10 protein-coding genes are annotated in these 14,425 nt (G+C 47.4%); 7 read left to right on the top strand and 3 right to left on the bottom strand.

Annotation, left to right across the window (positions count from 1 at the left end; genetic code table 11):
- Nucleotides 1–957: 957 nt before the first annotated feature.
- From D6024_RS22645 to D6024_RS22605, 7 genes are all read left to right on the top strand, one after another.
- Nucleotides 958–3,357, top strand: coding sequence for an ABC transporter permease (locus D6024_RS22645; RefSeq protein WP_121357098.1), 2,400 nt, complete (start codon nucleotides 958–960; stop codon nucleotides 3,355–3,357).
- 487 nt (nucleotides 3,358–3,844) lie between these two features.
- On the top strand, nucleotides 3,845–4,228 hold the full coding sequence (locus D6024_RS22640) for a YidH family protein (RefSeq protein ID WP_121357097.1): 384 nt from the start codon (nucleotides 3,845–3,847) through the stop codon (nucleotides 4,226–4,228).
- A gap of 486 nt (nucleotides 4,229–4,714) precedes the next feature.
- The gene (locus D6024_RS22630) at nucleotides 4,715–5,038 is read left to right on the top strand and encodes an ArsR/SmtB family transcription factor (protein ID WP_121357095.1); all 324 of its coding nucleotides are present in this window, start codon (nucleotides 4,715–4,717) and stop codon (nucleotides 5,036–5,038) included.
- Nucleotides 5,039–5,043: 5 nt separating this feature from the next.
- Nucleotides 5,044–5,517 (top strand): SRPBCC family protein, encoded by a 474-nt coding sequence (locus D6024_RS22625; protein WP_121357094.1) that lies wholly within the window; start codon nucleotides 5,044–5,046, stop codon nucleotides 5,515–5,517.
- Entirely contained in the window at nucleotides 5,514–5,897 is a 384-nt protein-coding gene (locus D6024_RS22620) for a DoxX family protein (protein ID WP_121357093.1), read from the top strand. The genes D6024_RS22625 and D6024_RS22620 overlap by 4 nt, the downstream gene beginning before the upstream one ends.
- A 349-nt stretch (nucleotides 5,898–6,246) precedes the next feature.
- A complete protein-coding gene (locus D6024_RS22610; RefSeq protein WP_121357091.1) occupies nucleotides 6,247–7,155 on the top strand; it encodes an SDR family oxidoreductase in 909 nt (302 codons plus the stop codon).
- Nucleotides 7,156–7,251: 96 nt separating this feature from the next.
- Nucleotides 7,252–8,202 carry an NmrA/HSCARG family protein gene (locus D6024_RS22605; protein ID WP_121357090.1) on the top strand — a complete coding sequence of 317 codons (951 nt, stop codon included), beginning with the start codon at nucleotides 7,252–7,254 and terminating at the stop codon, nucleotides 8,200–8,202.
- Nucleotides 8,203–8,330: 128 nt separating this feature from the next.
- On the opposite strand, the gene D6024_RS22600 is transcribed toward D6024_RS22605, so the two are convergent.
- The 3 genes from D6024_RS22600 to D6024_RS22590 all read right to left on the bottom strand — a co-directional run bounded on the left by D6024_RS22600 (nucleotide 8,331) and on the right by D6024_RS22590 (nucleotide 14,385).
- Nucleotides 8,331–10,595, bottom strand: coding sequence for a Tex family protein (locus tag D6024_RS22600; protein WP_121357089.1), 2,265 nt, complete (start codon nucleotides 10,593–10,595; stop codon nucleotides 8,331–8,333).
- A 178-nt stretch (nucleotides 10,596–10,773) separates the two neighbouring features.
- A complete protein-coding gene (locus D6024_RS22595; protein ID WP_121357088.1) occupies nucleotides 10,774–11,439 on the bottom strand; it encodes a LolA family protein in 666 nt (221 codons plus the stop codon).
- Between the two features lie 195 nt (nucleotides 11,440–11,634).
- Nucleotides 11,635–14,385, bottom strand: coding sequence for an FtsK/SpoIIIE family DNA translocase (locus tag D6024_RS22590; protein ID WP_121357107.1), 2,751 nt, complete (start codon nucleotides 14,383–14,385; stop codon nucleotides 11,635–11,637).
- Between the last annotated feature and the right edge of the window lie 40 nt (nucleotides 14,386–14,425).

Raw genomic sequence — 14,425 nt, 5'->3', positions numbered from 1 at the left:
AGTGCTTTGTTGTTTCCATTGTCTTGTGGTTTTAAAGGTGAAACCGTTGTAATTTTAAAAAGGAAAACAAACTCGGAAGAACACGCTTGTGCTGTGCTATCGATCCTACTGCAGGCTTTGAAAAGAGCTTGTTGAACTGTTCAGCATCGGACAAGCAAAGGGGCGGTGATGATCATGTTAGAGAGGCTCAAAGGCCTAAGCGGTTTGAACATCTTATTCCGCCCTTTGTTCTTTCGAATATGATTATTTGCTCACTACTTGAATTTACTGAATTGTAAACATAGGACGAGTTTGCTGCCATAACGGAAGCAGTGCATCTACTAAGCAACTGTAATTCTATTTATCTTCAAGCCATAAACAAACAATGGATACTTGAACTGCCGCTACAGCAGCAAGCTCCAATCCGTTAGTCAGAATCCCAGGACTGACAGCAAGCATAACAACTAAGAAAATATAGCAGCAATCACATTCCTTTAACACGAACGATCATGGGAAAATCCAACGACAAGTCTTGCTTCAAAGACGATTGCAATATATGTGTAATAGGTTCATTGACACATAAGAATTAAATTTTATTATCCTATTAAACATAGTCAAAAGAAGGAAACATAGTGACCAAACAGACAGACCTTGTAAAGTGGTTTAAACAGATTGCAACTGCCGATCCAATTCGGCAAAAAGAACCAACAGCGTAGAAATTTATGCACCTTAGTCAACATAACTATCACTCAGCAAGGCCTCCTGACATATATGGATGTTTCATTTAATCTCTCAAACAATAAACTAGCCGTTCAGGATAAGTCAATCTGTATCACGAGCGGACAATATTGTATCACATTCGAACAATTTTAAAGAAACAGTTTATGTGTAAACGGCTGAATATCAGCTCGTAAGGCGATTGGCATTCTATTCGTTGCACCAGCAACTGTTAAGCTCTATTCTATTTAAATAACTATTATGTTCAAGAGTGTCCTGAGTCTAGGTTTTAGAAACATTCAACGCCAAAAAGGTTTTTCAATCATCAATATTGCAGGACTCTCCCTTGGCTTTACTGCCTGCTTACTCATTGGCTTATTTGTAAGAGATGAGCAGCAGTACGATAAGTTCATTCCAGGGTCTGAAAACATTTATCGCGTTTATCAAAAGACGAATGGAGATGTAAACAACATCATTGCGACATCACCTCCAACATTTGCAGTGGCACTTAAACAGAACTTTGCCGAGGTGGAGGACGCCGTACGTGTGATTACCTTCAAATCAAAAAAGCTGATTGAAGCAAACGATAAAAAGCTGTATGAAGAGAATGGATTCCTTGTTGACAGTAATTTCTTTAAGATGTTTCCGCTCCATTTCCGTTATGGATCGGCGGCAAAAGTGTTTAGCGACCCAAAATCGATTGTGATCTCCGCTGCGATGGCGGAGAAATATTTCGGCAAACAGAATCCGGTTGGTAAGAACCTAACGCTCTCGAAAGATGTAATGCGTGTGGATGGGGTGCTGGAAAACAGCGAGAAGTTCCACTTACCACTCAATTTTCTGATTTCCATAAACGCCGCAGGCTTCCCTGCCGACATGATGCAAAGCTGGCAATGGTATCCCTTCAACACGTATGTGAAGCTAAAGAATGGCACCAGCGCAGGTCAGCTCCAGGCAAAATTCCAACGCTTTTCAAAGCCTTTCCTGAAAGGTGAAGGGGATACCAATGTGCCGTACTTCCAGCCGCTCGGTCAGGTGCATCTCTATTCATCAGACTTTACCTCTGATATGTCCACCAGGGGTAACATCACGTATGTGAAAGCTCTTACGATCATCGCTATTTTTATCTTGCTCACCGCCTGCTTCAACTTTGTAAACCTTGCCACATCAAGGGCACTAAAAAGAGCCAAGGAAGTTGGCGTGAGAAAAACGATTGGCGCAGGCAGAAAAGAGCTGGTGATTCAGTTTATCGGTGAGACCATATTGTTCGCCGCTATTAGTATGGTTATGGCCATCGCTGCCACATCCCTCTTGTTGCCGTCCCTTAATCACTTTGCAGAAAAAAGCATTGTATTCGACCTACTTAGCAATCCACTGGTCGGGCTCACATTAGCGGCGCTTACATTGGTAGTAGGGATACTTGCAGGCTTCTATCCTGCACTGGTATTGTCTTCTTTTAAGCCCGTAAATGTTTTAAAAGGGGGCATTGTATCCGGCACTACACAGGGCGGTACGCCATGGCTGAGACATGCGCTGGTGGTAGTACAGTTCTCATTATCAGTGCTGCTTATCATTAGCGCCATTGTAGTCGTTAACCAGGTGAGTTATATGCACAATAAAGATTTGGGCTTCAGGAAAGACCAGGTCCTGTTCTTTCCTATGAGAGGTGAAAACCTGTCTAAAAATTATGCGAGCTTTAAGAATGAGTTGATGGGCTACCCGGGAATAGAATCAGTATCTATTGGCTATGGCTTCCCCGGTGATGCCTTTGGCGATGGCCCAATCACCGTAAAGGAAAAGCCTGAAGTGAAGCCAACGAAAGCCACACTGTTGATGGTTGATGAAGATTATATTAAAACGCTCGGGCTAAAGCTGCTTGCAGGCAGGAACTTTTCAAAAGATATCAGTGGCGATGTAAGCGCCTACATCATCAATGAAACAGCTGTTCGTGAGCTGGGACTCGGCAGCGCCGATCAGGCAATCGGTAAAACGCTGTCATGGCCTACATGGAGAAAACCTGACTCATTAAAAACAGGGCCGGTAATTGGCGTAGTGAAAGACTTCCATTACCAAAGCCTGCACGAAAAAATAGAGCCCTCGGTGCTCCAGATTTACCCGCAGGCCTATTCTAAAGTAGCGGTGAAGATAAGTGGCTCAAAGATCGAAACAACAATTGGCGAGATCAAGAAAGTCTGGAGCCGCTACAGCCCGGATTATCCGATTGAGTACAATTTCCTTGATGAAAGCTTTGGTAAGATGTATAAAGGGGAAGACAAGCTTAAAACGCTGCTTACGCTGTTCACAGCCATAACCATTTTTGTTTCCTGTCTCGGTTTGCTGGGTTTAGCAGCTTATGCGGCGGAGCGGAGAAAAAAAGAGCTTGGGGTGAGAAAAGTGCTGGGTGCTACAGTGGAGGGATTGGTAGTGCTGCTTTCAAAAGATTTTGTGAAGCTCGTGCTGATCGCTCTTTTGCTGGCCTCTCCGATTGCGTGGTACTTCATGAACCGGTGGCTGGATAATTTTCCTTACCGCATCACCATTAGCTGGTGGATGTTTGCAATTGCCGGAGCGATTGCAGTGGTGCTCGCACTATTAACAGTGAGTTTTCAGACAGTAAAGGCTGCCCTTTCTAACCCTGTAAAAAATTTGAGGACAGAGTGATTTTACTGATATGTAGTTATATCTGTTTAGACCATAGATGCCGCCGCAGATAAGCAGTTTAAACCTATATAACTAATGTATGAGACTATTGCAATGGTTCTACTATCTACTTATAAAAACAGTAACTACGATATTTATGAACCAACTTCGGAAAAGTTAAAACGCAACTGTTGTCTTTGCCTTATCCGATACCTTCTCAGAGCGAAATTATTTGATTGATGAAAAACATAAATGACAACTGCCGCTAATAGCGTATTGCAGCAATGCGGGCTGAGTAACATAGGCTGAACTTCACAAATCTATTTCGCTGTTGTACATTAGCGAAGCTGAAGTGCTATGAATAACCCGCACTGACAGCAATACGTTCTACGCTATTTACAACCTTAATAGACATTCGTTTGCCATCCATGGCGGCTTTGGTGACAAACCAGTTCAAATTACTTGCGAACCCTCCACTGGAGGGTTTGGTACCTTCGCAAAAAAAGAAATGGACACAAAAAACGCAAAGCCGGCCGGAGCAGCCGACTACTTAGCGAATGAACGCACTTTTCTTGCCTGGATAAGAACCAGTATTGCACTTATGGGCTTTGGTTTTGTCATTGTGAAGTTTGCTCTTTTCATTCGCCAGATTTCCTTTGCGCTTGGAGAAAAACCATTATCACAGGGAAAAGGGTATTCTGCCATTATTGGAGTGACCATGGTTGCATTCGGCGCCCTCATGGCTACATTGGCATTCATCCGTTACCACAACATCGAAAAACAATTAAAGCACAATGCTTATTTCCCGTCCCGGTGGCTTACCGTTTTGGTAACGGTTAGTATTATTATCGGTGCGGTTCTCCTGGTGCTTTATTTATTGCCCAATATATAATTTGTTGCAGGCTGATTTTTTGTTTGACCGGCGTACACATCATATGCGGGTTTATGTGCGTATTGCTCTGCAAGCAAGCTCCAGCTGAATGTAAAGCCGAACCTGCAGCTAGGGAAGACAAACAGAGCCATATGTTTAGTTTTACCTTCTGCAAAATGTCTTGGACAGCGGTCATCTGCAAAAATACCAGGTCCACATTCACATAGAGCCCGCAAATATTGGCAGCACGGTTAAACGGCCGCATGGTCCATCCATACAAAACCTTCGCTGGACTGTACCCGGCAACCTGCTATCTGGCAGACACAACTACTTTCAAACGGCCTATCCCTTTCCGGCTCCCCTTCGCAGGACGGTCCTTCACAGGGTTTGGCAAATCAACAAAACACGCAATCGCATAGTCCTGCAGGCAAAGGCAGCTAAAATTTCTTCAAAATAATTTGAGTAGCTAAATGACTACGCTTATATTTGTAGCCAAATAGCTACACAATGAATTTGAGACGTGACGTGTTTCAAGCAATAGCCGATCCGACAAGAAGAGCCATACTCCTGTTGGTGGCTTCGCAATCAATGACGGCGGGGGCCATCGCATCAAACTTTGACACTGCGAGACCAACTGTTTCCAAACACTTGCAAATTCTTACCGAGTGCGAACTGCTGCAACAGGAGCAAAACGGCAGGGAAGTTTATTATCATTTCAATGCAAAAAAAATGAAGGAAGTGGCGGACTTTATTGAACCATTCCGAAAAATGTGGGACGACAGGTTTAACACACTCGAAGCGGTAATGAAAAAATACAAACCCAAAAAATAGAACAAATGGAACAAAAAACAAAAGTGGCTGCCGAAAAGGGCAAACAGGAAATTGTCATCACGAGGGAATTTGATTTGCCCCTGGAATTGCTATTTAAAGCATACGAAGAACCCGAACTGGTAGAACAATGGATGGGAACCAAAGTGGTGAAACTTGAAAATAGGATCCACGGCGGTTACCGCTTTGAAACGTCGCATAACGGGACTGTAGTTTTTTCGGCAAACGGGACAATCCATGAATTCATCCCGAACAAAAAAATCACACGAACATTTGAAATGGAAAATTCGCCTTTTCCCGTTCAACTCGAATACCTGGAGTTTGAAAAGCTTACTGACGAACGGAGCAAACTCACCATGCACATCGTGTTCAAGTCGGTAGCATTCAGAAACCAGCTTCTGCAAATGCCGTTTGCACAAGGCATAAATATGGCGCATAACCGGTTGCAGGAAATTGCAAAAAAACAAATCATCCAGCAATGAGCAAGCGAAACAAAATCATTTATTGGACCGTCACTATTTTTCTTGCAATCGCAATGACGGCAGGCGGCACTCAACAAATGCTTCAAACAGGTGGCTATAACAAGACAGTGACGAACCTTGGTTATCCCCTGTATTTGTTGTCCATCATCGGGATTTGGAAAATCCTGGGGGTGATCACTATTCTCATTCCGAAATTCCCCCTCCTGAAGGAGTGGGCATATGCCGGATTTTTCTTTGCAATGTCGGGTGCAGCCATTTCTCATCTTGCGGTCGGCCAGCCGTTTACAGAAGCGATGCCGTCCTTATTTTTATTGCTTATTATTGTTTTATCCTGGTATTTCAGACCTCTTGACAGGAAGACCAGGTCGACTTCTCACTAGAAAACAACAAAATATGCCGTGGTGCCAATCCGGGCCTGGCATGACGGCGGCTGACAGAATCCAACTGCCTTTTTGAAACCTGTAGTGCTCCTGCAATACCTGCCACAATTGAAAAGCAGCAGTACAAGTCCCCGGTTCTTGCGATTACAATTTGAAAAATTCCGGCAACCGGGTGACTGACTACCGGAAAAGAAAAACGATGGCAAAAACCCGAACACGATGTTTTTTTCATCCGTCATCTACTTGACTACACAACCAAATTGGCGTACCTTTTTATCCGCATAGCTCCTACCTTTTGAGGGCGACGGCCTTTTTGAATGCTGCTTTTTCTCACCTCAAAATCGTTTTTATGTCAGTTGTCCTAATTACCGGATGCAGCACAGGCATTGGCCTGGCCACCGCACTTCATGTTGCAAAGCAAGGCAATAAGGTGTACGCCACCATGCGGGATCCATCAAAATCGGAGTTACCCGCAATCGTTACAAAAGAGTTGTTGCCGATCGACATTCTTTTACTGGACGTGAATGACGAGGCGTCCATCCAAAAAGCCGTCAAACAGGTGATGGACCAGGAAGGCTTTATCGACGTCCTCGTGAACAATGCCGGCACCGTTGCAGTCGGTGCCGTAGAGGAATTGCCGCTGAAGGCTTTTCAATCCGACATGGAGACCAATTATTTTGGAACACTGCGGTGTATAAAAGCCGTTCTGCCCTCCATGCGGGAAAAAGGCAGGGGAATCATCATCAACGTATCCTCCATTGCCGGCAAAATTTACGGCCACTTCCACGGCTCCTATGCCCCTACCAAAGCCGCAGTGGAAGCATTGAGCGAATGCCTGGCGCAGGAAGTGCAGCCCTTTGGAATCCGTGTGGCACTTGTGGAACCCGGCGTTATTGAAACACCAATTTTTTCGAAAGGAGAAGTCAGCTTCGAAACGCGGTATCCCAATTTCAAACGGTTCCTTTCCTTTTTTGCCGCGTCGCTTGAAAGCCATGTGCAGCCAGGCGTTGTGGCGAATGTTGTTGCCGAAATCATCGAAGGCAAAAGCAAGAAGTTTCGTAACCCGGCCGGTCCCGATGCCGCACCGCTTTTACAATGGCGGGCATCGCAACCGGATGAAGACTGGCTGGCTTCTACCAGCATCGACGATGAGACCTGGATCAGCGCCATGGAAAGCATGCACTTGCATGTGCGACAATACATGGAAAATCCTGCGTTGATTGATTTCAAAAAACCGGCACCGGTTTCCGCGGGATAGGGCCGGCCGTTGCCGCCCGTTTCTTTCCTGACATTTATACTGAAATTTTAGTTTGACCAACCTGCGACCTACTCTTCATTAATTCAAAATCAGCTTATGACACAAAAGAAGATTATTGCCATTGTCGGCGCGACAGGTGCCCAGGGAGGCAGCCTGGCCCACGCCATTCTTTCCGACAAAAACAGCGAATTCGCCGTGCGTGCCCTGACCCGCGACCCCGACTCTCCCAAGGCAAAAGAACTGGCGGAAATGGGCGCCGAAATTATCAAAGGCAACATCGATGATGACGATGCCTTAAAGCGCCTACTCGACGGAGCCTACGGGGCTTATTTTGTGACGTTTTTCTGGGCGCATTTTTCACCGGAAAAAGAAATGGGGGAAGCAAAGCGCATGGCGGAAGCGGCCAAACAAGCCGGCATCAAACACGTGATCTGGTCAACGTTGGAGGACACACGGGAATACGTACCACTGGACGATGACCGCATGCCGACGATCCACGAAAAATACAAAGTGCCGCATTTCGACGGCAAAGGTGCATCGGATAAATTTTTCAGGGACCTAGGTGTGCCGACCACGTTTTTCCGGGCCTCATTCTACTGGGACAATTTTATTTATTTCGGCTCCGGCCCGAAAAAAGGTCCGGATGGCAAGTACTACCTCACCTTCCCGCTTGACAACAAAAAAATGGCCGGCATTGCCGCCGAAGACATCGGCAAATGCGCCTACGGCATCTTTAAAAAGGGCGAGGAACTGGTTGGTAAAACGGTCGGTGTTGCCGGCGAACACCTGACCGGCGACGAAATGGCGGCGGCGCTTTCGAAAGCATTGGGACAGGAAGTGCTCTTCAACAATGTTTCGCCGGAAACCTACCGGAATTTTGGGTTCCCGGGTGCCGACGATCTTGGAAACATGTTCCAGTTCTACCGCGATTTTGAACAGGAATGCAACAGCGTTCGCGATGTATATTATTCCCGAGAACTCAATCCGGAACTTCAAAATTTCGAACAGTGGCTGGGCAAAAACGCAAAGCGAATTCCACTGGAGTAACGGCACATCGCTTCAGGCTGGAAGCTCTTTTGGAGATGACGGATGACAGATAACAGCAGAGAGAAATCGATAGCTTTTCTGCAGCGACTGGCGCAAAATAAACGAGCCCTCGGTTGAGGGCTCGTTCTTTAGTCATTGAATTTTTTCTTCAGGTCCAGCAGGCTTTTCTGAAAGCTATTCAGCGGCGCTGCCGGTTTGCCCTGTTTGGGTTGTTTGGACAGCCCGATTCCACTACCCGACCGCTGCTCACCATTTGCTGCATTTTTATCTTTCATGGTGAGGGCAATCCGCTTCCGGGCCACGTCAACCTCGGTTACCGTGACGGTTACACGCTGGTTCAACTTCACCACTTCCTTCGGATCGGCAACATAACGGTTGCTCAATTGCGACACGTGCACCAGCCCATCCTGCTTTACGCCGATGTCGACAAAGGCGCCGAAGGCCGTGATATTGGTAACGATACCCGGAACGGTCATCCCTACTTTTACGTCTTCGATGCTTTTGATGGTTTCGTCGAAACGGAATTCTTCGATCTGTGCCCTTGGGTCGCGACCGGGTTTTTCCAGTTCTTTCAAAATATCTTCGATGGTATACTCTCCTACGGCTTCACTGATGTATTGCTTTTTGTTGATCTTCTTTCGAACGTCGCTATTCCTGATCAACTCCTCCAGCGAAGCCTGCACGTCCTTTGCCATCTGCTCCACCAGCGCATAACGCTCCGGGTGAACCGAGGATGAATCCAACACATTTTTCGCACCGGCAATTCGCAGGAATCCGGCACATTGCTCAAACGATTTAGGTCCCATCATCGGCACTTTTTTCAATTCCTCGCGGCTTTGAAACGCACCATTCTGGTTGCGGTATTGCACAATATTATTGGCCAGCGTGGCGCTGATGCCCGACACGTATTGCAGCAAGTGCTTGGATGCGGTGTTGACGTCCACACCCACAAAGTTCACCGCGCTTTCGACCACTCGGTCGAGGGCTGTTTTCAGTTTTGTCTGGTTCACGTCGTGCTGGTACTGTCCAACGCCGATCGATTTGGGATCGATTTTGACCAATTCGCTCAGCGGATCGAGCAACCGTCTGCCGATGCTGACCGCACCTCGCACCGTTACATCGTGGTCGGGAAATTCTTCACGGGCCACTTCCGAAGCCGAGTAAATCGATGCACCGCTTTCGTTGACCTGGAAGATGCTGACCGGCCTGCCAAAATCAATCGAACGAACCAGGGTTTCGGTTTCTCTTCCGGCCGTACCGTTTCCGAAGCCGATGGCTTCGATGCCGTATTTCTCCACGAGAGATTTCAGTTCCGCAACGCTTTCCTGCCACTGGTTTTGCGGCGGGTGCGGGTAGATGGTTGTATTCTTTACCAGTGCACCCTGGGCATCGAGGCAAACAACCTTACAGCCCGTGCGGAAACCGGGGTCGATCGCCAATACTTTTTTTGAACCAAGGGGTGAAGCCAGCAGCAACTGCCTAAGGTTTTCGGTAAACACGTTGATGGCTTCCTCGTCGGCCTTGCTCTTGCTGGCCAGGCGAAATTCGCTTTCGATCGAAGGCTTCAGCAAGCGGCTAAAACTATCATCGATTGCTTTCTTCACTTCTGCTGCAGCCGGGTTGGATGCCTTGACAAAAATCTCTTCCAGGCCTTCAACGGCGATGGTTTTATCGATGTTGATGTCCATCAGGAGATAGCCTTCTTTCTCGGCCCGCCGGATGGCAAGAATGCGGTGCGAAGGGCTCTTGCCCAGCGACTCGCTGAACTCAAAATAATCGCGGTATTTCTGCGCTTCCGCATCGTCTTTTTTCGCCGTCATCACTTTGGACGTCAGCGTGGCTGTTTCGGCAAATAGCTGGCGCACTTTTGCTCTTGCCTGTTCGTGTTCACTAACCCATTCGGCAATGATATCCCTGGCACCCTGGAGGGCTTCTTTCGTGTCTTTCACATCGGCCGTGATGAACTTTGCCGCTTCTTCTTCGGTGTTCACAATTGCCTGATCAAACAGCAATTTTGCCAGTGGCTCCAGGCCTTTTTCTATAGCCTGCGTGGCTCTTGTCTTACGCTTCGGCTTATAGGGAAGGTAAATGTCTTCGAGCTCCGTCGCATTATAACAGCCTTCAATCTTCGCCTTCAATTCCGGCGACAGTTTCCCGAGGTCGTCAATCGTCTTTAAAACAGTGGCTTTGCGTTTATCAAGATCGGTGAAATAGGCAATTTCTTCTACCACGGCTCCAATGACCACTTCGTCGAGATTACCGGTTGCTTCTTTCCGGTACCGGGCCATAAAGGGGATCGTAGCGCCTTCGGCCTGCAGGTTATCGATGTTGGTAACCTGTTTGATGCTAAGAGAAAGCTTTTCTGCAATTTTCTGGATATACTTCAGTTCCATAACACAAATGGTGGTTCTTCAATAATGAGGGCAGCAAATGTAGCAAAGTCTGAACTGGGATAGACGGAATACATGGGATTTATGAGATAAAAAAAACCGTTCATTTCTGAACGGTTTTTTAAAAAATATTTATGTTCCTTTCAAACTTATCAATCCTATTCGTCCCGGATCAACGGCATTACCGTAAGTCCACCACTTCCACACCGGGATATTTGCTTTTGTTGAAAACAAATTCCGCGTCGGCAACTGAAGATGCCGGCTTCAGGCTGTTGATGATATAGCTGTAACGGCCACCGGACTTCTCCAAAAACTTGGCGCTGTAAATCGTATTGGCCACTTTGTCAACCCATACGTACACTTTATAATACGGACGGGTTTTATCCGTCGGTGTCAGTTCGATCTCCTGTACAGACTTCCCGCTGACGCTTTTCGCACCGTTCAATTTGTAAAAGAAATCCCTGTCGTAAAAATTCGTAAAGACCTTTTGCGGGGTCATGCCGTTACCACCTTCGTTGAGGTTGTTCACGGTCACTTCATTGGCCGATTTGTCGTAATTCCAAACCGTTTTCCCGTCGGAGAAAATCTCCATTCCGTCCATGGATACTTTAAACTTGTTTCCCTTCATAACCACGGTACCGCGTTTGGTTGAAAGAGCCTTACCCTGGGCATTTTCCACCTGGTAGGTAAACGCAGCCTGCGGGGCTGCAAATGTTTTGAATTTGGCACTGACGGCGTCGAGAATTTTTTTTGCGTCGGGGTCGCTCTTCGTAGGGTTCTTAGCGGTTTGAGCCGATGCACATAAGGTGAGGGATGCAAACGTGAACAGCGTAAATAGTCTCTTCATTACTGATGATTTGGTAAAAAATCCTTTGGCAAAGATAGCCGATTAACGACACTAAGAAGGCAATGCATGTACCGGGATTAACTGGTAAAATGCATCTTAACACTTGCTTTGGTTAACGAATCGAAAAGCAATGGGCAATTGGCAATCGGTGATTGACACATTACACCTTTGCCCCTCGCCCATTATTTATTGGAATCAGTTCAGCGTTTCGAAAAATTCCATCAACTCGGCATCTGTTTTTATCAGCACTTCCCTTGCCTTGCTGCCAAGGTTAGGTCCTACCACACCGGCAGCTTCGAGTTGATCCATCAGGCGGCCGGCCCGGTTGTAGCCGAGCTTCATCCGGCGCTGCAAAAGAGAGGTGGAACCGATCTGGTTTTGAACAATCAGCTTCGCCGCATCTTCAAACAGGGGATCCTTGTCGCTGGCATCGAAGTCTTTTCCTTCCAATTCTTTTTCATCCACGTATTCCGGGAGCATAAAGGCTTGCGGGTAGCCGCGCTGATCGGCGATGTAGTCTACAATTTTTTCCACTTCCGGTGTATCCACGAACGCACACTGCAAACGGGTAATTTCACCGTTATAGGAGATGAGCATGTCGCCCTTACCTATCAGTTGCTCCGCACCGCCGGCATCGAGAATGGTACGGCTGTCGATTTTGCTCGAAACCTTAAAGGCAATCCGCGCCGGGAAGTTCGCTTTAATGGTACCGGTAATGATGTTCACCGACGGACGCTGCGTGGCGATGATCAGGTGGATACCAACTGCACGGGCCAACTGCGCCAGGCGGGCTATCGGCATTTCCACTTCTTTGCCGGCCGTCATGATCAGGTCTGCAAATTCGTCCACAACCAGTACGATAAAGGGCAGGTACTGGTGCCCTTTCTGCGGGTTCAGGCGCCGCCGCGTAAATTTCTCGTTGTACTCTTTGATGTTCCGGGAGCCCGCTTCTTTCAGCAAATCGTAGCGGTTGTCCATTTCAATACAAAGGGCATTCAGCGTATTGATCACCTTTTTTGTATCGGTGATGATGGCATCTTCTTCGCCGGGAAGCTTGGCGAGAAAATGGTTCTCGATATGTCGGTAAACACTCAATTCAACCTTCTTCGGATCAATCAGCACAAACTTCAGTTGTGAGGGGTGTTTTTTATAAAGCAACGAAACCAGCACGGCGTTCAACCCAACCGACTTACCCTGCCCCGTGGCACCGGCCATCAGCAAGTGGGGCATCGAAGCCAGGTCGACGATGAAGTTCTCGTTGTCGATTCTTTTCCCGATGGCGATCGGAAGACTGTGCGTGTTGTGGATGAATTTTTCGGACGACAGGAGCGTTTTCATGCTCACGATCGTTTTCTTCACATTGGGCACTTCGATACCGATGGTTCCTTTTCCGGGGATTGGTGCGATGATACGAATACCAAGCGCTGCCAGGCTCAGGGCGATGTCATCTTCCAGGTTTTTGATGCGTGAAATGCGCACACCGGCCGCCGGAACGATTTCGTAAAGTGTCACTGTCGGCCCTACCGTAGCACTGATTTTCTGGATCGTGATATCGTAGTTCTTCAGCGTGTTGATGATCTGGTTTTTGTTGGCCTCGAGTTCCGCGGGGTCCTGCACAATCCGCTCACTGCCATGCTGCTCCAGCAAATCCACCGTCGGGTATTTGTAATCCCGCAGGTCCAGTGTCGGCTCATAGGGTGGCAGGTCACTATAATCCTTTTGCCGCTCCTCCCCTTCTTCAACCGGCGGTTCTTCAGCCGTCTTTATCTCCAGTTGAATGTTTTCAGGAGCCAGCTTTCCCGGTTTGGAAGGCTTCGGCTCTTCGATGAAAAGTTTTGGCCCTTCGATCGGAAGCTCCTTTGTTATCTTTTCTTCTTCCTCGTGCCGGATATCGTCAACCAGGGGTTCGACGGCTGGTTCTTCCACCGGCAGAACGTCTTCTTCCGGCTCCTCGATCTCCTCTTCTTCGTCTTCTTCCGGCTCGTCACGCTCCACGACCGAGAACCCATAATCCTTTTCGTCTTTTGCCGGGTTGATGTTCAACACCATTTCGCCGCTCCCGTTCAGGGCATTGGGAGCCACCGGTTTTTCTGCCGCTTCTTCCCTTGCTGCATACAGATCATTAATAGTGGCCGTCTGCTTCGCCAGTTGAATCGGCGAGAGGATTTCCGTCTCCGCCTCTTCGTTTACGGCATCTTCGTTTTCTGTAAGCTCCTCTATTTCCGGTTCGTTTGAATTGTTGCGAATGGGCACTTCAAAAGTGGGATTGAACTGCCAGATGGAATAAGAAACACCAACAGCCAACAGAAGGCAGGCTGTTCCGACTGAGCCGAGAAAGGATTTCAGCCAGGCATTGATCATATCTCCCACGCTGCCGCCGAACGGGAAATCAAGCGATGAAAAGAGGAAAGAAAGTGTTACAGACAGTATCACCAGGCCGATCGTCACATAACGCAGGTTTTTCCAGATGGAATACACGTTACGGGCCGACAGTTTATTAATGCCGACGACAAAAAAGAAACAGCAGAAAAGAAACGAAGCCAATCCAAACCCCTGGCGAATGAGGCCATGGGAAACATAGGCGCCGAGCCGTCCAAGAAGGTTGGAGACACGGGTGTCATTGTCGAACAGAAAGCCGATGCCTTTGTTGAAAATCTGCGACTGGTCTTCTTTCCAGGTAAAAAAATAGGAAATAAATGAAATAAACAGGAAAGCGGAAACCAGCAGTGAAACCGTGCCCATGATCTTTTGGGTACGTTCATCTTTTGCCAGTTTTTTTAAGTCGATCTTCTCTTCTTTTTCTTTCCTGAATGCAGAACCGGTAGCTTTTTTGGCAGGTGACGTCGCTTTTTTGGGTTTAACTACCTTCTCCGCTTTGTCAGCTTTTTCCTTCTTCTCCGGTTTTTCAGCAACTTTAGGTGTTTTGGATTTAAGCTCGTTAGCCATAAATTCAAAGATAATCATTGACCCGGTGAATCACAGGCCG

Source organism: Flavisolibacter nicotianae, from assembly GCF_003628535.1.
GTDB classification, from domain to species: domain Bacteria; phylum Bacteroidota; class Bacteroidia; order Chitinophagales; family Chitinophagaceae; genus Flavisolibacter; species Flavisolibacter nicotianae.
This window is presented reverse-complemented; position numbering and strand designations above follow the sequence as displayed.